The 19,125-nt window shown below is 66.2% G+C and carries 13 protein-coding genes and 4 tRNA genes; 8 read left to right on the top strand and 9 right to left on the bottom strand.

Going from position 1 to position 19,125, the window contains the following annotated elements; genetic code table 11:
* Positions 1-256 precede the first annotated feature (256 nt).
* The gene (locus tag NU1_RS10480; RefSeq protein ID WP_067519782.1) at positions 257-1,888 is read left to right on the top strand and encodes an MFS transporter; all 1,632 of its coding nucleotides are present in this window, start codon (positions 257-259) and stop codon (positions 1,886-1,888) included.
* Between the two features lie 656 nt (positions 1,889-2,544).
* Here the strand turns inward: NU1_RS10480 and phoU are convergent.
* The 6 genes from phoU to NU1_RS10450 form a co-directional block, all read right to left on the bottom strand.
* A complete protein-coding gene (phoU, locus tag NU1_RS10475) occupies positions 2,545-3,219 on the bottom strand; it encodes a phosphate signaling complex protein PhoU (protein WP_067519804.1) in 675 nt (224 codons plus the stop codon).
* Between the two features lie 101 nt (positions 3,220-3,320).
* Positions 3,321-5,561 (bottom strand): LCP family protein, encoded by a 2,241-nt coding sequence (locus NU1_RS10470; RefSeq protein WP_084521159.1) that lies wholly within the window; start codon positions 5,559-5,561, stop codon positions 3,321-3,323.
* Positions 5,562-5,786: 225 nt separating this feature from the next.
* On the bottom strand, positions 5,787-6,938 hold the full coding sequence (gene dusB / locus NU1_RS10465; RefSeq protein WP_067519778.1) for a tRNA dihydrouridine synthase DusB: 1,152 nt from the start codon (positions 6,936-6,938) through the stop codon (positions 5,787-5,789).
* Positions 6,939-7,160: 222 nt separating this feature from the next.
* The gene (locus NU1_RS10460) at positions 7,161-8,135 is read right to left on the bottom strand and encodes an acyl-ACP desaturase (RefSeq protein ID WP_067519776.1); all 975 of its coding nucleotides are present in this window, start codon (positions 8,133-8,135) and stop codon (positions 7,161-7,163) included.
* Positions 8,136-8,375: 240 nt separating this feature from the next.
* Positions 8,376-8,975: a DUF937 domain-containing protein gene (locus NU1_RS10455; protein ID WP_067519774.1), complete on the bottom strand. Its 600-nt coding sequence runs from the start codon at positions 8,973-8,975 to the stop codon at positions 8,376-8,378.
* 136 nt (positions 8,976-9,111) lie between these two features.
* Positions 9,112-9,184 (bottom strand) — tRNA-Lys (locus NU1_RS10450).
* Between the two features lie 1,081 nt (positions 9,185-10,265).
* Between NU1_RS10450 and NU1_RS10445 the strand changes: the two genes are divergently transcribed.
* The 6 genes from NU1_RS10445 to NU1_RS10425 all read left to right on the top strand — a co-directional run bounded on the left by NU1_RS10445 (position 10,266) and on the right by NU1_RS10425 (position 13,121).
* Positions 10,266-10,931: a TetR family transcriptional regulator gene (locus NU1_RS10445; protein WP_067519773.1), complete on the top strand. Its 666-nt coding sequence runs from the start codon at positions 10,266-10,268 to the stop codon at positions 10,929-10,931.
* 93 nt (positions 10,932-11,024) lie between these two features.
* Positions 11,025-11,100 (top strand) — tRNA-Glu (locus NU1_RS10440).
* 33 nt (positions 11,101-11,133) lie between these two features.
* Positions 11,134-11,207 (top strand) — tRNA-Asp (locus tag NU1_RS10435).
* Positions 11,208-11,242: 35 nt separating this feature from the next.
* A tRNA-Phe gene (locus NU1_RS10430) sits at positions 11,243-11,316 on the top strand.
* Between the two features lie 614 nt (positions 11,317-11,930).
* Positions 11,931-12,107, top strand: a complete 177-nt coding sequence (locus NU1_RS42175) for a hypothetical protein (protein WP_169815033.1) — start codon at positions 11,931-11,933, stop codon at positions 12,105-12,107.
* A 312-nt stretch (positions 12,108-12,419) separates the two neighbouring features.
* Complete coding sequence (locus NU1_RS10425) at positions 12,420-13,121, top strand: polyprenol monophosphomannose synthase (RefSeq protein WP_067519803.1); 702 nt, start codon at positions 12,420-12,422, stop codon at positions 13,119-13,121.
* 125 nt (positions 13,122-13,246) lie between these two features.
* On the opposite strand, the gene NU1_RS10420 is transcribed toward NU1_RS10425, so the two are convergent.
* Genes NU1_RS10420 through NU1_RS40210 form a run of 3 tightly spaced genes read right to left on the bottom strand, consistent with a single transcriptional unit; the run spans position 13,247 to position 17,552 of the window.
* Positions 13,247-14,779 carry an HAD-IB family hydrolase gene (locus tag NU1_RS10420; protein ID WP_245720047.1) on the bottom strand — a complete coding sequence of 511 codons (1,533 nt, stop codon included), beginning with the start codon at positions 14,777-14,779 and terminating at the stop codon, positions 13,247-13,249.
* Complete coding sequence (locus NU1_RS10415; protein WP_067519771.1) at positions 14,776-14,985, bottom strand: hypothetical protein; 210 nt, start codon at positions 14,983-14,985, stop codon at positions 14,776-14,778. Before NU1_RS10415 ends, NU1_RS10420 begins: the two co-directional genes overlap by 4 nt.
* Positions 14,982-17,552 (bottom strand): glycerol-3-phosphate 1-O-acyltransferase, encoded by a 2,571-nt coding sequence (locus NU1_RS40210; protein WP_084521155.1) that lies wholly within the window; start codon positions 17,550-17,552, stop codon positions 14,982-14,984. Before NU1_RS40210 ends, NU1_RS10415 begins: the two co-directional genes overlap by 4 nt.
* 207 nt (positions 17,553-17,759) lie before the next feature.
* Between NU1_RS40210 and NU1_RS10400 the strand changes: the two genes are divergently transcribed.
* Positions 17,760-19,115, top strand: a complete 1,356-nt coding sequence (locus NU1_RS10400; protein WP_067519769.1) for a salicylate synthase — start codon at positions 17,760-17,762, stop codon at positions 19,113-19,115.
* The last annotated feature ends 10 nt before the right edge of the window (positions 19,116-19,125 follow it).

Raw genomic sequence — 19,125 nt, 5'->3', positions numbered from 1 at the left:
ACGCCGGAATGACGACGGTCGCCAGTTGTCTGTGGGAGCGGGTGGCCTCCCCGGACTTGTTGGGCGCAGGCGTTATGCGGGCGGTCGGCGACCCCGGATCCTTTGGGCCGGGGCCGCTTCTCGTCGGCGTCCACTATTCAGCGCTGTTGCGGTATGTGTGCTGCGTCATAGCCGCCTCAGAAGATTGTGTGCAACTGTCGGTAACAGCTAGTCTTCCTCTACGGGTACACCGATCGGTCTAATGAGGAGGTGTCGGATGACGGTCTCAATGGCGAGCCGCAGGTCCGGAGAGGCATCGGGACTATCGCAGCGGGCGAAGATCGCGGCGTTGGTCGCGATCAGCCTGGCTGAGCTGCTGGTGGTGCTGGACAACACGCTGGTGAATGTGGCGCTGCCGTCGATGGCTGTGCAGTTGCAGGCGGATATGGCCGGGCTGCAGTGGATTGTGGACGCGTTCACCCTGGCGTTCGCCGGACTGCTGCTGGCGATGGGGCATCTGGGCGACCGGTACGGGCGCCGCCGATTCCTGCTGTGGGGTCTGGTCGGTGTGGCCGTCATGTCGGCGGCCGGAGCGCTGTCGAGCGGGCTCGGGCAGGTGATCGCGGCGCGTGCGGGTATGGGCATCTTCGCGGCCATGGTGTTCCCGGCGACGCTGGCGCTGCTGACCAATATCTTCACCACGGCGCGGGAGCGCGCCGCCGCCATCGCGGTGTGGACGGCCATGGCGGGCATAGCGATTGCCATCGGGCCGACGGTGGGTGGCTGGCTACTGGAGCACTTCTCCTGGCATTCGGTGTTCTGGATCAATGTGCCGGTGGCGTTGGTCGCCATTGTCGCCGTGTGGTGGACCGCTCCGGAATCGCGTGCTTCACATGTGAATCGGCTGGACCGCATCGGCATTGTGCTGTCGCTGCTCGGTGTGACCCTGCTGGTGTGGTCCATTATCGAAGCGCCGAAACACGGCTGGCTGTCCACGGAAAGCCTGCTGGGATACCTGATTTCGATTGTGGCGCTGGCCGCCTTCGTGGCCTGGGAGCTCCGCGTCGCGACGCCGGTATTGAATATGCGACTGTTCCGGATCCGTCGATTCGCGGTGCCCGCCATGGCGATTACCGTGTCCTACTTCTGTGCCTTCGGATTCCTGTTCCTGATCACCCAGTACTTCCAGGGTGTCAAGGAGTTGAGCCCGCTCGAATTCGGCATCCACTCACTGCCTTTCGCGCTGGCGGTGGGTATCGGAGCCCCGGCGGCGACGCTGCTGGCGCAGCGGGTCGGTGCGACTGCGGTAATTGTGAGCGGTGTGCTGATTCTGGCGGTCGCTATGTACATCGCCGGGCAGACGACGGTCGAAACCCCTTATCTGGGACCGGTAGTCATCTCCATGGTGCTCATGGGCATCGGCTTCGCGGTGGTGCAGGGTCCGGCGACGGAATCCATTATGGGATCGGTACCGCTGGAGGAGGCGGGCGCGGGTTCGGCGGTCAACGACACCACCCGCGAGGTCGGCGGCGCGCTCGGGGTGGCGCTGCTCGGCTCGATTATGAGCTCCATCTACAGCGATCGGGTGCGTGACAGGATCGCCGCCGTTCCGGACGCGATTATGAACGCGCGGCAGAAGGATCTGGCGGGCAATACGCCGATCAGCGTGCTGGAAATCATGAAGGCCCCGATCAATCCGATCCTGGAGCCGTCCCGCGACAGCCTGGTCCACGCCATGAAGGTCGCGGCCCTGGAGGGTTCCCACTCCGCGTCCATGGTTGCCGTCGGCACCCTGCTGGTGTGCGCGGTGGTGGTGGCTGTGGCCCTGCCGTGGCGGCCGGAACCCGGCCAGTCCCTACTACTCGGCTGGCGCAAGAGCGAGGATGAAAACGACTCCGACCAACCCTGATTCGGAGCTCAACCAGCTCCGGCGCCCGCGCAATAGCGGGCGCCGGAGTGCTCGTCATCATCGGCAATACGGGGCCCGTGTGTGGGGCCCTTACCCGCTGGGGCGTTCGGCCATTGCCTGCCCGAGCCCTACCTGCTCATGCCTCTGTGTGCGTGCCATGTCTGCCCAGGCGTCCGGTTGTGTCTCTCCGGGAGTTCGGCCGTTGCCTGCCGGTGTGGGCCCCTGCCTGCTCGCGCTGTGCGTGTCTGGCCGGCCCAGACGTCCGGTCGTTGCCTGCCCCGAGTCTGCGAGCCATGCTGGCTCAGGCATTCGGTCGTTGCCTGCCCGAACCGTGTGGGCTTTGCCATCTCGGGCACTCTGTCGTCGCCTGCCAGGTGCGGGCCCGTTGCTCGTGCCCGGGTGTGCGGGCCTCGTTGCTCGTGCGCGGGTGTGCGAGTCGTGTCTGCCCGGGCGTTCGGTCGTTGCCTGCCCGAACGTGTGGGCTTTGCCCGCTCGGGCGTTCGGTCGTCGTCTGCCCGGGCCCCGTTGCTCGTGTGGGAGTGTGCGAGCCGTGTCTACCCGGGCATTCGGCCATTGCCTGCCCGGGCGTGTGAGCCCCGCTACCCAGGGGTTTCAGGGGCGGAGCCCCTGAGAGTCCCGAGAGTTGGGCCCTCCCCTCAGAGGGGGGCTTCCTTCTCCGAATCCGCATCGGGCGGCAGTACGCCGGTGACGAGGAAGACGACCCGGCGGCCGATTTCGACGGCGTGGTCGGCGAACCGCTCGTAGTAGCGGCCCAGCAGCGCGACATCGACGGCGGACGGGACGCCGTAGTTCCAGTCCCGGTCCATGATCAGCGTGAACAGGTGCTTGCGCAGGTCGTCCATCGCTTCGTCGTCATCATTGAGCTTGGCGGCGCGCTCGGGATCGCGGGTCTCGAGCACCTCCTTGGCCGCCGCGCCCATCTTGACCGCGATACGGCCCATTTCGGCGAAGTAGGTGTTGACCGCCTCCGGCACCGCGTGGTTCGGGAAGCGCCGCCGGGTCATCCGGGCGACGTGCAACGCGAGCACACCCATCCGGTTGACGTCGGAGACGATCTGAATGGCGCTCACCACCTGCCGGAGATCACCGGCGACCGGCGCCTGCAGCGCGAGCAGCGCGAACGCCTTCTCCTCGGCCAGCGCGATCATCTCTGCGATTCGGTCGTATTCGGTGATCACCCGCTCCGCCAGCTCGAGGTCGGCGTCGAGCAGCGATTTGGTCGCCTGCTCCATCGCGTCGCCCGCGAGGCCGGCCATGCCACCGAGCAGGTCGGCCAGCTCGGCCATTTGTTCGTTGTAGATGACACGCATGAAACGCAACAGTAGTGGTCGCCGCTGACCAAGTCACCAACGGTTGGTGAACCGTCGGTGTTGGTCGGCCTCGCAGTGGTTGTCGCAGGTGGTGTGGGCCACTACTCGCAGGTGGCGTCCGCGGCGTTGATGTGTTCCAGGTCCGACGGAAGTGTGACCGGCGTCGCGGAAGCGGAGGTACTGACAGGGGCGTCGGGCAGCGTCTCACCGAAATCGGTCGGGGCCGTGACGGTACCGCTGAAGTTCGTGCCCAGGACGACCTCGACAATGCTGCCGAGACCGGAGGTCTCCTCGAGACTCGCGCCGGGGATGGCGCTGGCGACCGTGGCGGCGGCGGCTTCGTATCCGCTGGAGTAGCGGACTGTGGTGGCGGTCGAGGTGCCCTCGGAGAAATTGCCGGTGCTGTAGATCTGGAAGCCCTGGTACGACAGTTTGGTCGCGGCGCTCGCGGCGATGCCGGACATGCCGGAACCATTGGATACCTGTAGCGACACCATGTTCGGATCGACCGCGGTCAGCTTAGGTTTGGTCGGCGGGGCCTGTGTGGTGCTGGTGGGGTCATCGGTGGTCGGCTTTTTCTCACCGGGCAGCGGCTGATCGTCGATGACCGCCTGGAACAACGCCTTGATGTCGGATTGGCGCGGGATCTCATTGCCGTAGGAGGTGGTGCCCGCGGTGGGGATGGTCAGGAAGGTGATGGCGCCGGCATCCACCTTCTGAAGTGAGCGACCCAGCGTCAGCAGGTCTTTGGTGTTCACATTGTCCATGAAGGAGTGCTGTGCGAAGGCATTGATGAAGCCGTTGAGCTTGCCCAGGTCGAACAGCACCTTGTTGGACAGCGCGCCGCGGAGCAATGAGGCCAGGAAGCGCTGCTGCCGATTGATGCGGTCGTAGTCGCTGCGCAGGTCGCCGACCACATGGCGGGCGCGCACATAGTCCAGGGCCGTGGAGCCGTTGACCATCTGCTTACCCGACTCGGTGAGGATGGTGCCCAGGACTTCGTCCACGAGCGGTTTGGTGGTGCACACCTCAACGCCGCCAATGGTGTCCACCATGGTCTCGAATCCCGCGAAATCGATGCCGACGAAGTGATTGACCTTGAGGCCCGTCATCTTCTGAATCACCTTGGTCAGACACCTGGGCCCGCCGAGGGCGTACACGGCATTGAGCTTGTCGCCGATCGCGGACTGGAAGGTCCCGGCACTGTAGTCGGCCTTCTCGTTGTCCCAGCCTTCGCACACCGGTCGGGTCACATCGAGATCGCGGGGGAAGGAGACCGCGACGACTCGATCCCGGCTGGCGGGGATATTGACCAGCATGACGGTATCGGCACGCGCGCCCTCGGCATCCTCGGTGGTGCCCGCGCCGAGGTCGCCGTTCGCACCCGCACGGGTGTCGGTGCCGACAATGAGGAAGTTCTCGTCACCGTATTGGGCATTGGCGTCGATGATGTCGGTGGAGTTCGGGTCCAGCGCGGTTACCTGGTTGAAGCCATTGTCCTTGACCTTCAGGTAACTCCAGCCGACACCGGTGATGAGGAGCGCGATGACCGCGACGATGGTCGCGGTGCTGCGGCCCGCCATCCGTATTCGCTTGCTGCGGCGGCTGCGATTGGCGGCCAGGCGCGACAGGGGCTTGGCCCCAACGGATTTGGGCAGTGCCGTGGTCGGGTAGTCGGCCGGGGACGCGACGCCCGGAATGGCGCGGGGTTCCTCATCGAGATTGGGTTCGGCGACAGCGGGTGCGAGTACGGGCAGCTCTTCGGTGACCGGATCACCGCCCGGGCCGAACGGCGCGGCGCGGCGCCCGACGGCGGGTAATTCCGGGGCGCTATTGCGTTTGGCGCCCGGGGCGGGCCGTTGCGCCTTGGCTGTCGGGGGGACGGCGGGTACCGCCCGACGCGCACCTGTCGAATCCGCGGGGGCGGTGCGACCGGAGCCGGTGACCTCCGGTGCGGGCACGGCCTGGCGGGCGCCGGTGGTCTCCGGTGGTACTGCCCGGCGCGCACCGGTGGAGTCCGCGGGTACGGCGCGGCGAGCCCCCGTGGACTCGGCCCCGGGGGTTCGGTTGGTGGCCCCGGCTTCCGGCGGCGGGCGTCGAATCTGCCCGGACCCCATCGCATCCGGTGTCGGTGGCGGGGTACGGCGGGTGGCGGGGGGTTCGGGATCGCGGCGGACACGTCCGGAGGCGGTCGGTTCGTCGGGCTCGGGTTCGGCGCGACGGCGTCGACGGGTCTTGCGTTCGCTGTCGACGCGCTCGACGAGATCCTGCACCGAAATCGGCGCGGAACCCGGGGTGGCCTCGTCGGTGTGACGGGACCGCCGCGAGCGCGGCTCTGCCATCTCGTCCGCGGGGTAACGCTCCCACGGGGCGCGACCTCCGGGTCGTGGCGTACGCCCGTACCGATCGTCACCCACCAACGAACCTCACTTTGCTTTTCGATGCCGAGGCCATGATAACGATTTCGCCACAACGGACCACTTGAACGGAGAACCGCGAGGTCTCAGCGGTGCCGGTGTGCGGCCGCAGCCAGCACTGTGCACAACTCGCCGTCGCCGTTCCTGGATTCAGCCGCCGCTGTGCATGACATCCGCGGCGGTCGGGACCGCACAGTCGTCGGGATTGTCGAGCCAGCCGTGCGGTAGCGCGACCTTGCCGGGTGAGCCCTGTCTGCCGCGCGGTCCCTCGGCATCCTTGGGGTACGGCGCGGTCGGATCGAGTTGTCCGATGAGATCGGCCAATTCGGTGAGACTGCCCACGGTCGCGAACTTGCGGCGCAGCTCGGAGCCGACCGGGAAACCCATGAGGTACCAGGCCATATGCTTGCGCAGATCTCGCATGCCCTTGTCCTCGCCATCGTGATCGGCGAGCAGGCTGGCATGCCGGTACAGGATTTCGCCGACCTTGCCGAGATTGGGTCCGGCGGGGACGGGCTGGCCGCGCAGCGCGGCCTCCAGTTCGCCGAACAGCCAGGGGCGGCCGAGGCAGCCGCGGCCGATAACGACTCCGTCGCAACCGGTTTCGGCCATCATCTGGACACCGTCGGCGGCGCTGAAGATATCGCCGTTACCGAGCACGGGAATGGTGGTGACGGCTTCCTTGAGCCGCGCGATGGCGGTCCAGTCGGCCGCGCCGGAATACCGCTGCGCGGCGGTGCGAGCGTGCAGCGCGACAGCCGCGGCCCCTTCGGCCTCGGCGATGCGCCCGGTATCGAGATAGGTGATGAGGTCGTCGTCGATGCCGATGCGGAATTTCACCGTGATCGGCACCCCGGCCGGTTCGGCCCCGGCGACCATGGCGCGCACGATCTCCCGGAACAGTCCCCGCTTGTAGGGCAGTGCGGCACCGCCGCCGAGCCGGGTCACCTTGGGCACCGGGCAGCCGAGGTTGAGGTCGATATGGTCGGCCCAGCCCTCGCCGACAATGATGCGCACGGCCTCGCCGAGGGTCTTCGGGTCGACGCCGTAGAGCTGCATGGAGCGCGGGCTCTCGTCGGGCCCGAACGACATCATGTGCAGCGTCTTCTCATTGCGTTCCACCACCGCTCGGGCGGTGATCATCTCGCAGACGTAGATCGAGGTGGCGCTGCCGAACTCCCGGCACAGGGTGCGGAAGGCGACGTTGGTGATACCGGCCATCGGGGCCAACACGACCGGCGGATCGACCGGGCAGGGGCCGATCCGCAGGGTGGTTGCCGCGGTTTCCAGGGACGTCGTCACGAATTCAGTGTCTCATCAGGTGAGGGGTGGGCTCGGCCACACACCCGCGGGTGCGGTTGGCCGTGATCGTTTCGCGGCCGGGGTCGGGCACGAGATCGGCCCGGCGCGGTCAAGCCCCGGAGGAGGCAGCGGAGCGTAACCACGCAGGGGCTCCGCGCCGGGCCTCAATGGACACAGCCCCGGCCGAACGTGCGCGGCCGGGCCGGATCGTGCGGTTGTGGTTCAGCCGAGTCCGGCGCTCGCGAGTTCGGTGCGCTCCCGCTTGGCGGCTTCGCGGGCCAGCATGCGATCGCGCTGCTCCTCGAACTTCAGCACGTCCTTGCCCAGTCGCTCCAGGAACAGGCCCAGGCGTTCGCGGGTCTGCTCGCCACGTGCGGTGAAGTCGGTGCGCTCGAAGATCTTCCACTTCTTGAGCACCGGGTTCACCACCTCTTCGAGGTGCTGGCGCAGGTCGTAGATGCCGTGCTTGGCCATCAGTACGCCGTTGCGGCGGAAGTTGGGCATACCCGCGCCCGGCATCTGGAAGTTCTCCAGAATCAGGGTGATGGCGTCCAGGGCCTGATCGGGAGACAGATCGAGCGCCGCGCCGCACAGGTTGCGGTAGAAGATCATGTGCAGGTTCTCGTCGGCCGCGATGCGCTGCAGCATGCGATCGGCGATGGGGTCGTCGCAGACCCGGCCGGTATTGCGGTGTGAGACGCGGGTGGCCAGTTCCTGGAAGGTCACGTACGCGACCGAGTGCAGGAAGCCGGCGTCGGCCTCGGTGGGGGAGGCGAAGCCGTTCGTCATGTGGATCATGCGGGCTTCTTCGAGTGCGACCGGGTCGACGCCGCGGGTCACGACCAGGTAGTCGCGCATGGCGATACCGTGCCGGTTCTCCTCAGCGGTCCAACGGCCGACCCAGGTGCCCCAGGCGCCGTCCATCGAGAAGTTCTCGGCGATCTCGCGGTGGTAGGAGGGCAGGTTGTCCTCGGTCAGGAGGTTGGTGATCATGGCTGCCTTGGCGACCTCGCCCAACCTCGACTGCGACGGATCCCAGTCCTCGCCGCCGAGTGCGGCGAAATTGCGGCCCTCGTCCCACGGGACGTAGTCGTGCGGATTCCAGTCCTTGGCCAGGGAGAGGTGACGGTTGACGTTCTCCTCGGCAACCGGCTCCAACTCCGTCAGCAACTCGAGTTGAGTCAGATCCCTTGCCATGTAAGCGCCCTTCGTTTCGTGCGTGCGAACTTGCTAGTAGTTCCCTCGTAGGCCATGCCGCCGCGCCCATACCTTACGGCACCGTAGGGTGATGCGAAACGCATGCGCATGGCATTGCGGAAGCCGTGATGGATGTCATATGGATGCCATCGAGCTGTCATGCGGATGCCATCGAGCGGACGGCCCACGACATGAACTGCCTATCGCCGCAGGCCGTATTTCGTTAGCTGTACCCGTTTTTCACTTCTTGCCACCGAGCAGTCCACCCAGCACATTGCCGAGGACACCGCCCGCGTTCTTGCCGAGGGCGTCACCCAGTACACCGCCGAGCCCGCCGGCCGCATTGCCGCCCTGGGTCGCGCCACCGAGCAATCCCCCGAGGATATCGCCGAGTCCGCCGCCGGTGGCCTGCGTCGTCGCCCCGGCATCGGCCACGGCACCGCCACCCAGCATCTTCTTACCGATGTAGGCCAGCACGATCGGGGCCAGCATGGGCATCAGTTTGCCCATCAGGTCGTTACCTGCACCGCCGACATCGCCGAGTGCGCTGATTACGGTGCTCTTCTCGGTACCGAAGGTCTGATCGACGATCTGGTGGCCGCCGTCGACATCCACCTGCTCGATATCGACGCCGCCGTCGAGTAGGTCATCCGGCTGTTTGGCGATCTCACCCTCGATGGCGCCCGCGGCCTCGGGGTTGCTGGCTTTTGCCTGCAATCCGCCGAGCAGGACCGGGATAGCGGCGGCAATGGCGGTGTTCGCGGTCGCCTCGTCCACGCCGAGTTTGGTGGCGATCTGTGAGACGGGGACTTGGGAGAGCAGGTCATCGAAGGAAGTCATGAGCTCCGCCTGTTTTCTCGGGATTCCGGAAAATGCCCTATCAAGGTCAGGGTAGGCGAAAGCGGGATAGGTTGCCATGAATTCGCGGGCGTGGCGGCGGGCCCGGATGCCTGATCCGGGCCCGCCGACCGTGCGGTGCCCCCACCAGGGCTCGAACCTGGGACCTGCGGATTAAAAGTCCGTAGCTCTACCAACTGAGCTATAGGGGCGCGGGAGGACAGTTTAGTGTGCCGGACGCGGAAGTGTTAACCGAGTATCCGGTCGGTGGTTAGACACGGATGTTTGTGCTGGTCATCGTAGTTGGGGTGGGCTGGGCGGGTGGTCGTGTCGGGGTGTGGAGGGGATGAGGCGGCCGCAGGGGGCCGGTTCGGGTGTGGAGGGGTTCCGTACCGGATGGTTCGGGGCCGCCTCGGGGGTGGGCCGGTGGCGTACGGGGGCGGGCTGGGGTAGGGGCGGGGGTGAACCCGACTGTCGCGCGTTGGTTCCGCTGCGATGCCGAGGGGGAGTGATCGGGGTCCGTCCGGGAGATCCGGCACGTGGGCCCATTGTGGTCGGGGGTGGTGCGTAGCGTCGGGCTGCGGTGGAGTCGATCCGCCGCAATCGCGTTGACACCCAGTTTGTTTCAACGGGGCCTCGTGCGAATATCATCCAATCATGATGTGTGGCAAGCAAATTGGTGGAGGAAGTGAGAACTGGGTGGCGCGAAGCCGGATTGGGGGTGTCGGAGCGGCGGCAAAGCGGCTCGCGGGTGGGCGGCCGCGACGAAGTCCGCGGCGGGGGCGAACGCCCGTGGGATAAAGGTGAATTCGTCGATTCGGACCATTCACCCAGCCGTTTGCTGCAGAATTGCAGAATGAGATAGGGGACGTTCTGGCTAACTGACTTTCCGGTACACCTCACGCGGGGTGCGCTTTCCGGGTACGGTGACCGACTGGTGAATTCCCGCGGAACTGGGATTGCTCCGGCGGCAGGGGATTCGGCTTATCGTTGATGTGCCCGAACGTGTCGCGACCGGTCTGGCCGATCGCGGCTCCTGAAGAGAGGCTGCGGGAGGCGACCAGACGACGTGAAACGCCCGGGTGCGCACCCCCTGCGGCGCACCCGAGCGAGAAAAACTATACCAGTTGGTGTGTTTCAAGTTTTTCGCGCTTTTTCGTACCAAAAGTTTGGTAATTCGGGCAGAAGCCCGTTCAAAAGTATTTGGAAGACACGTAACTTTGCGCCGGACGACTCTTCTCATCGTGGAGAAGGGTGCTAAGGCGGTTAGCTAGCTTCGGAGGCGTTTCGAGCATGGCACGGCAGCAAGAGCGGGCCCGCCGGACACGCGCGGCGATCATAAGGTCCGCCGCCGTTGAGTTCGGGAAGAGCGGCTATGCCGCTGCATCGCTCAACCGCATATTGGAAGGGTCCCGCGCCACCAAGGGCGCAATGTACTTCCACTTCGACTCCAAGGAGGATCTCGCCCGCGCGGTCTTGGAAGCGGCCGTGGACCGCTACCGCGCATCCACTGAAAGATGGCTCACTCGAACCGATCTCGGACCCCTCGACATCCTGCACGGGATGGTCGACGAGATCGCGCTGCGCCTGGAGAACGACATCATCATCCAGGCGGAGTTCCGGCTCATTATCGAACCCGAGTTCTACCGCGACATCCAGGCGGGTGGTGGCCGCATTCTGGGCCGCGCCATCCGGCTGCTCGCGGTACGGGCCATCGAGCACAAGCAGTTGCGCGCCGATGCCGACGCGGACCGCTTCACGCGCACCCTGGCGGCCTCGCTGGCCGGCCAGCGGTACATCGTGGATGTGCTCGGCGGCCCCGCGGATCTGCGGGCTCGGTTCACCGAGGCCCTCGAGGTCATTATCGATTCGATGGCGACCACCGAGTGGTCCGAGGAGTACCGCCGCGTCGGCTGGCGCGTCACAGCCAGGCTGGAGGATCTTAATTTGGCAGTGTGACCAGCAGATTTGGGAATCACTCGGGTGCTGTCATAAGCTATCTCCGCTCCCAACGGAAGCCGTTGAGCATAACGGTCCAGAGAAATCTGGCGGGCCCCCTTCGTCTAGCGGCCTAGGACGCCGCCCTTTCAAGGCGGTAGCGCGGGTTCGAATCCCGTAGGGGGTACCAGCGGTGGAAACACCACTGGTAGGAGCAGAGCAAGGCCCTGTGGCGCAGTTGGTTAGCGCGCCGCCCTGTCACGGCGGAGGTCGCGGGTTCGAGTCCCGTCAGGGTCGCAAGACAAAGCTTGGCATTCGTACGGGTGCCTTTCGGCCAGGTAGCTCAGTTGGTACGAGCGTCCGCCTGAAAAGCGGAAGGTCGCCGGTTCAATCCCGGCTCTGGCCACGTAATCCCCTCGATCTTTCACCAGGTCGGGGGGATTTTTCGTGTCCATACCCAGTTGGGGGTATGTGCTGGGTTTGACCGTGGTTGACCGCGAAATGCCGGGCGTTGGGGCACGTGGGGGGCACGGCCGAAACTGTCGATTGGTGAGCCCTCACTTCATGGGGCGCGCTGCCTGCTTGCTGCCTCCGGACTGGCCGCGCCAGGTGTACATGGGTGACCATGCCCCGCCCGGCGGGGCTTCGCCCCCCGGGACCCCCGTTCTACCTGTCCTGGCTTGCCGTTGTGGATCTTTGGGGTGCTGCTGGTGCGCGCTCTTGTCGCCCGGTTCACTCTCGGGACCCTGGAATCGAGGGCTTCGCTGTGGACGTTCCGGTCGGCAGCGTCAAGCTTCGGCTGCAGGAAGCCGGGTGATGGTCGACCGGAAGAGGATTCATGAATCCGACCTGCTCGCCGCTGGTGAAGCTGTTGACCAGCCTGTTGGGCGCTCTCGGTACCGGATCGGCCCAGGGGGGCGGCGCGCCGAACACCTGAGTTCGCGGGACGCGCGGGTCGATTCGCCCAAGGATCGGCCCGTGTTTCCGCCGCGGTGGTGATCGTGGTGGGATGCTGGAGGTATGGCCGACGACTCGAATGATCAGTGGTACTACTGCCTCAAGCATCATCGCGCGGAACAGGGCAAACAGCACTGGGTGGGGGAGCGGCTGGGCCCTTACCCGGATCAGGCCACGGCGGAGCGGGCTCTGGAAATCGTGCGGCAGCGTAACCGGGCAGCGGACGAAGACGACAACTGATTTCGTGAGTGTCGGGGTAACTCGCCGGGTACGCCCAAAATCGGTTCGCTCGCAACCGCTGGCACGCGTGCACGAGTGTCAACGGCTCTCAGCCGCGCGCTGAAGTTTCGGGGAGGCGGGGGAGCACGCTGAAGTTTCGGGGAGGCGGGGGAGCGCGCGGAAGTTTCGGGGCGGTGGGGGAGTGCGCTTACGGCTCGGGGCGGCGGGGGAGTGTACGGTTTCTTGAGCAGAAATGACGAGGTGCCCGCCCGTGCAGAGTGCGCGAAGGGCCGGAATCGAGCGGGAGGGCGAGCCTTGAAGGTGACCGTGGTGGTGCCGACCTACAACGAGCGGGAGAACCTGCCGGTGGCGGTGGAGCGGCTGACTGCGCTCGGTATCCCTGACCTGCATGTGCTGGTGGTGGATGACAATTCGCCCGACGGGACCGGCGAGGTGGCCGACAAGCTGGCCGTGGACCTACCCAATGTGGTGGGTGTGCTGCACCGGACCGAGAAGGACGGGCTGGGGCGCGCGTACATCGCGGGAATCACCAAGGCGCTCGATGAGGGCGCCGATGTGGTGATCCAGATGGACGCCGATCTCTCGCATCCGGCGGAGGTGATTCCGGACATGCTGGCGAAGCTGACCGGTACCGACGCGGGTGTGGTGCTCGGATCCCGGTATGTGCCCGGCGGTTCCGTGGCGTCGGAGTGGAAGTGGTACCGCAAGGCGCTGTCGGCGTGGGCCAACTTCTACGTGAATATGATTCTGCGGCTCGGCGTCAAGGACGCGACCGCGGGATTCAAGGCGTGGAAGGCGGATACGCTGCGCGCCATCGACGTCGCCTCCATCAAGAGCAACGGGTACTCGTTCCAGGTGGAGATGAACTATCGGACGGTCAAGCAGGGCATCCAGATTGCCGAGGTGCCGATTCGCTTCGAGGAGCGCACCAAGGGTGCCTCGAAGATGAGCCTCAAGGTACAGCTGGAATCGGCGGCAATGCCGTGGAAGCTGCTGTTCGGAGGCAAGGTTTAAACTTCCCCGCCTCCCGGGGACTTCAGCGCGCGGCTGAGAGCCGTCGACTGTCGTGTACGCGTGCCGGCGGTTGGGCGCCGAGCCGATTTCGGGGTACCCGATGAGTTACCCCGACACTCACGAAATCAGTCGTCGCCCTGTGTGAAAACCCGGCCCCCACCCAGTTGGGGTTGCGGGGCGTATGGCCAGTCCAGCAGGGTCGCGATGAAGAGCTGACGCACCCGCTCCACATCGGCGTCCATATCGGTTGGGTTCCAGCCGCTGACGTCGATAGGCGGGAGTACAGCCACGTCTACGATTCCCTTGCGCACGATTGCTGAATTGCGCCAAGCGATTTCGCCCGCATTCCGGATGACGACCGGAATGATCGGTACGCCCGCCTGAATGGCGATATGAAACGCGCCTTTCTTGAACGGTCCGATCCGGGGTGTCAAAGAACGGGTGCCCTCGGGGGCGATGACAATGGACAATCCGGCACCCAGGGTTTCGACCACCGGTGTGAGCGCGGCTTTGGCGGCGACACTGTCGCCGCGGTCGATGAAGGTCACTTCGATGAACCGCATGAGCGGGCCGAAGATCGGATTGCGGGTGATCTCTTTCTTGGCGATGCCGGTAATTCCGCCGCCCAGTACTTCCGCCACCACCACCATGTCGAACTGACTCTGATGGTTGAACAGGAATACCGCGGGACGCGGTGCGCGGGCGTGCTCCGCCCCGACCACGCGAACCCGTACGCCGGTGCTGCGCAGGGTGGAATCGGCGGCGTGGTTCAGCAGTGAATCCGCCATCTGCCGGCGCTGTTTGGTGTGCGCCTTGGCGACCACGCCGAAGAGCGCACCACCGACCAGTGCGGTGAGTCCGGCCGCGGTGCGGGCGTAGTCGGTGATACGGGCGGTCGTCCGGGCGCGGAAATGCAGGATGGGCCAGTCTTTTTCGGTCGCCTCCAGCACGGTGCGCGGGTCCGGATTGACGGCCACCGGCCGCCCGGCGGTATTGAGCAGCGGTATATCGGCGGCGCTATCGGCGTAGATCCAGCTCTGCGCGAGATCGATGCCGTGTGCCATGGCGAAGCGGCGCACCGCGTCGGCCTTGCCATTGCGCCACAGCGGCTTCCCGTCGACGTGGCCGGTGAGCATGCCGTCCTGGGTGGACATGGCGGTGCACAGCACATTGGGGATGCCGAGTTCGTCCGCGGCGGGCCGCACCTGGAAGCGCGTCAGCGAACTGGTCAGCACCAGGGTGTGGCCCGCCGCCTCGTGTTCGCGTACCAGCCGCCAGGCCTCCGGATAGAGATGCCCGTACACGGTGCGCTGGAACAGCTTTGCGCCGAGCTCGTCGAGTTCGGTCTCCGGCAGTCCGGCCCAGGCGTGCATGGTGTGCTGGAGGAACCGTTCGTATTCGCCTTCGCTGCGTGCGCCCCGGATACTGCCGAGCAGTCCGGCGGCAATGGTGTTGCGCGTATTTCGGCGCCGCAGCGCCCGCCGGGTCAGCGAGGGCGGGTTGAATCCGTGCACCACGGTGCCACCGAAATCGAAGAAGGCGGCGATCCGAGGTCCGCGCGGTCCTGACCGAATGGCCTGCACCGCGTCGTCGAGAGTGATTGCCCGCGCGGGTTGTTCGGTGATTCCCGCGCCCGGGCGACGGCCGCGCGGACTCACCGCTCTTCCCGCCTGCGGAAGGGCAGTATCTTGGCCATCTGCTCCACTGCCGGTGGTTCCGGTTTCTTATCGAACTTCGACGGTGGGAGCTTGGGCAGGACAGCCGGGTCTATCTCGGCCATGACCTCCTCGAAGGTCGGCATCACGGGACGTTTGATCTTCGTGGGGAACTTGCGGACGACCGCATCGTGGGGCTGGTCACTCATAGCGTCTCCAGCCGGTTCGACGGGTCGAGGGTGGCGGCGCGGGAGATGCGCGAGCCGATGGCACGCAGTTCCCCGGCGAACCTGGTCCGGCGCGCGGCGAGTTCGGCCGGGTCGTCGGGGTCGGGCCGGAGCAGGCCGTGATTGTCGGCGAGTTTCAGTGCGCTGGTGAACAGTTCGGAGGAGACGGATTCGGGCGAGTGCAGGCGCTGTTGCAGCAGCATTTGGCGGCCCACATTGAGACAGTCGTCGATGAAGGTCTTCTGGTCGATCTCGGCGGTGGGATTGTGCGCCTCGAGCCGTTCGGCCACCACCAGTTGCGCATCGAAGAAGGAGCGCAGTACCCGGTGCGCCATCATGAAGCCGGATCCGGCGAGCTGGGCCAGTATTTCGGCCCCGACGGTCCCAGCGGCGGTGCGGCGGTGCCATTCCGGGTCCACCAGCAGCATTTCGGCAGTGAGCTGGGTGGTGAATTCGGTGCGCTCGGGGAAGAAGAACTCGAATTTGAGCAGATCCCGCAGCCGGTAGGCGGCCTCCCAGCCGACCCGCAGCTGATCGCCCTCGGGCGCTTCGACGGCGGTGAGGATGGCCAGTTCGAGTATGGCGCGATTGACGAACCAGTGCACGGCGCTGTTGCGGTAGAAGGCGGCCTCCAGGTGTGCACCCGCGCCGATGGAGTAAACAGGTTGCAGCCCACCGCGATACACGGTCACCACCTTGGCGATGGCGAGCTGCTCGAGCACGACCGCGAGCCCGTGATCGTCACGGAGGGTATCGAGTTCACCGCGCGGCAGCTCCTGTCGCTCGACATAGCCGAGCACCGGGATGATGGCGGCGCGCAATTCGTCACGGGTGAGGGCCCGTTCGTGCACGCCCAGCAGCACCAGCGTGGTGAGGGCATTGACGGTTATCGGGGTGACGGCATTGATACCCACGGCGATATCGAATGCCAGCCGCTGCACCGCCCGCCGCTCCTGCTCCGCCACAACGCTTTCCCGCTCCGCCACCGCATGATCTGTTATCTGCACCATATCGGCGTCGCCGCTCACCTTCCGGCTCGCATCGGCTGTGACATCCGGTCCGGTGTTCCCCGCCCCGCTCGCCGCTCCGTCGGACCGGCCCAGCGCCTTCGATGCGGAGTCGGTTGCGCCGCTGCCTGATTCGTGAGCCGGACCGGTGCCCCGCCCGCCGTGCGCGGCGGAGCCGGGCGGCGAGACCAGCGGATCGCCGTGCACCGTGAGGCGTTCGCGCGCCGAGATCGCCTCGCCGAAGCGCACATACACATGTCCGGCGGAGTGCTGTTGATTGCGGACGTAGCGGGCGAGCCAGGCGAGCCCCTCGGCCTTCTTCTTGCCGCCGGTCTGCTCGTCGGCGATCGCGCCGATCTCATTGAGCCGCTCATAGGTGATGGAGACGGGAACCAGGAGCACATCGTCCACGCGCGATGAGCGCAGTGCCGCCGCAAGGTAGTTGAGTAGTCCGTACTTCGGCGGACGGAGCTTGCCGGTACGGCTGCGCCCGCCCTCGAAGTACCACTCCAGGTTGAAGCGTTTGGCCAGCAGGTAGGCGAAATACTCCTCGACCACGGCCTTGTACACCTCGTCGTCACCGAAGCTGCGGCGAATGAAGACGGTTCCGGTGCGGCGGGCGATGGGACCCATGGGCCAGAACGAGAGGTTCGCCCCGCCGATTACGTGGTTGGGCGGGAAGTCGTTGCGTGCCAGTACGTCTCCGAGGACGAAGGCGTCGACGTAGGAGCGGTGCGAGGGCAGGAAGACGAGCGGGTAGCGGCGGTTGAGGGCGCGCAGTCGGTCGATTCCGGTGGCATCGCCGTCGACCTTCCAGGTGGAGGCGTGCACCGGCCGCATGGCCTGGGTGAACAGGTCGGAGACGAGTCTGCTCTGCGCGGCGACGAGTTCGCGCAGGGCCTTCTCGGCACGGCGGTGCACATCGCGCGGGGTGGTGTCGATCTGCTCGGCGATATCACCCAGTCGGCGCAGGAATTCGGGTGAGTCGAGAATCTCCTCGGCCACCAGCCGCGGCACCTTGTACCGGTCGCCGATAACGGCGCGTTCGGCGCGTTCCAGAGCGACGGTGCCCGCGCGCACGATGGCGCGGGCGAAGGCCTCGGGCGCCCCGACCGCCCCGGCATTATTGGCGCGCAATTCACTCAGTCGCGCGGGCTGCCCGGTGAGTACCAAATGCCGGTCGGGTGCCTTGTCGACCAGCCGCCGCTGCATCACCCGATTGGGTTTGCGCGGATTGGTCATGGTGACGAGGTCGGTGAAGGTGGTGCGCCGCACGCCATCTCGCTCCGGTGGCAGCCACAGCACGCGTACCGGTACCACCAGCGGATCGTCGCGGCGGTCGACCAGGCGTGTGGCGATGGCGTCCGGATCGAGGTCGATCTGGGTGACGGGAGCCTCGGTGCCGAACTCCTGCGTGATGCCACCCTCGGCGAGCCAATTGCCGATCAGTTCACGTTCGACGCGGGTGGTGGACTCGACTAGCGCCACCACGGAGCGCGGGGTGGTCGTGGCCGTGGGTACTCGGCTGTCGTGGTCGATCATGGGCGATCCCTCCCGCGGATGTTGGCGCCCTCCATTCAAGCGGAAACGGTGGCGTCCGGGCGGCGGGTCGGATGATTCGCCCAGCCGACTTGCGCGTTCGGGGCGAAAACCATGCTGCGGAAAGTGGTTGAGACAACATCCTGCAACCTATACAGGTAATGCTAACCTTACCTATTAAAGTTAGGTCAGCATAACCTTGGAGGCACGGTGTCGGCGACGGACGAGAGAGTACGGCTGGACTTTGTGAGTAGTCCAGCGGGAACGTCTCCGGGCCGGGTCACCGACCCGATCGCGGCAATGACGGCGCTGGCCGCAGCGGATCGATTCGGCGAGTACGTGGTGTACGAGAAGCCCGGCGAATGGGTATTCGCGGCCGACCCGGTCGGCGGTGTCGAGCTGGACGCACACGAGCTGCGGGTTACCTGGAACGGCGACACCAGCAATGGCTCCTGGGCGGGCAGCCCGGCGCAGGTGATCGATTCCGCTCTGGCAGGGCTGCCGCTGGCCGGACGGAACGCCTACGGCTGGATCGGATTCGAGTTCTGCGCCTGGTCGCTGGGTTCGACGGCGCATGTGCATCCGCGAGCCACCCTGGCCCACCTCATGATTCCGCGTATCGAGGTGCGGATCGACGCCACCGGCATTCGGGTCTCGGGCGCGACCACCGATGAGGCCGCCGATATTCTCGCGCTGATCTCGGCGGCGCAGGGCACCGCGCTGCCGCAGGCGCATCCGGTGGATGTCACCGTGGACCCGACCGACTATCAGGGCCGGGTGGCGACGGCGGTCGACGAAATCCGCGCCGGTCGCTATCAGAAGGTCATTCTGTCGCGGAAGGTGAACCTGCCCTTCGCCGTTGACGTCCCGTCGACCTACCGCCTGGGTCGGATGAACAACACCCCCGCCCGTTCCTTCGTGCTCCGCCTGGGCGGCTTGGAAGCCGCCGGATTCAGTCCGGAGCTGGTCGCGTCCGTCGACCACGACCGCGTGGTCACCACCGAACCGCTCGCCGGGACACGGGCTTTCGGCCGCGGCTCCGAGGTGGATATGGCCGCTCGCGCGGATCTGGTCCGCGATCCCAAAGAGATTGTCGAACACGCCATGTCGGTGCAGACCTCCTTCGCCGAAATCGCCACGGTCGCCGAAGTCGATAGCACCGCCGTCTCCGATTTCATGGCGGTGCGTGAACGCGGCAGCGTGCAGCACCTGGCCTCGACCGTGCGCGGCCGCCTGGCCGCCGACCGCAGCTCATGGGATGCGCTGGAGGTGCTGTTCCCCTCGGTGACGGCCTCCGGCATCCCCAAGGCGGGCGGTGTGGACGCGGTATTCCGTTTGGACCATGACCAGCGCGGCCTGTATTCGGGTGCGGTGGTGACGGTTTCGCCGACCGGGGCGATGGAGGCGACGCTGGTGCTGCGCGCCGTCTACCAGAACGGCGAGGGCGCGTGGCTGCGGGCGGGAGCCGGAGTCGTCGGACAGTCCCGGCCGGAGCGTGAATTCGAGGAGACCTGCGAGAAACTGGGCAGTGTCGCACCGTACGTGGTTCGGGCACAACAGCACTGAGCGCTGGCCC

It is taken from the genome of Nocardia uniformis NBRC 13702, from assembly GCF_001613345.1.
In the GTDB taxonomy this organism is placed as follows: domain Bacteria; phylum Actinomycetota; class Actinomycetes; order Mycobacteriales; family Mycobacteriaceae; genus Nocardia; species Nocardia uniformis.
Note: the sequence above shows the minus strand (reverse complement) of the source record. Positions and strands in the feature narration are given on the sequence as shown.

Excerpts from the sequence above, each read along its gene's own strand:
- NU1_RS10470 (WP_084521159.1), bottom strand. The coding sequence starts at position 5,561 with ATGGCAGAGCCGCGCTCGCGGCGGTCCCGTCACACCGACGAGGCCACC.
- NU1_RS10460 (WP_067519776.1), bottom strand. The coding sequence starts at position 8,135 with ATGGCAAGGGATCTGACTCAACTCGAGTTGCTGACGGAGTTGGAGCCG.
- NU1_RS10415 (WP_067519771.1), bottom strand. The coding sequence starts at position 14,985 with ATGAGTGACCAGCCCCACGATGCGGTCGTCCGCAAGTTCCCCACGAAG.
- NU1_RS10455 (WP_067519774.1), bottom strand. The coding sequence starts at position 8,975 with ATGACTTCCTTCGATGACCTGCTCTCCCAAGTCCCCGTCTCACAGATC.
- NU1_RS40210 (WP_084521155.1), bottom strand. The coding sequence starts at position 17,552 with ATGATCGACCACGACAGCCGAGTACCCACGGCCACGACCACCCCGCGC.
- NU1_RS10480 (WP_067519782.1), top strand. The coding sequence starts at position 257 with ATGACGGTCTCAATGGCGAGCCGCAGGTCCGGAGAGGCATCGGGACTA.
- NU1_RS42175 (WP_169815033.1), top strand. The coding sequence starts at position 11,931 with ATGGCCGACGACTCGAATGATCAGTGGTACTACTGCCTCAAGCATCAT.
- NU1_RS10445 (WP_067519773.1), top strand. The coding sequence starts at position 10,266 with ATGGCACGGCAGCAAGAGCGGGCCCGCCGGACACGCGCGGCGATCATA.
- phoU (WP_067519804.1), bottom strand. The coding sequence starts at position 3,219 with ATGCGTGTCATCTACAACGAACAAATGGCCGAGCTGGCCGACCTGCTC.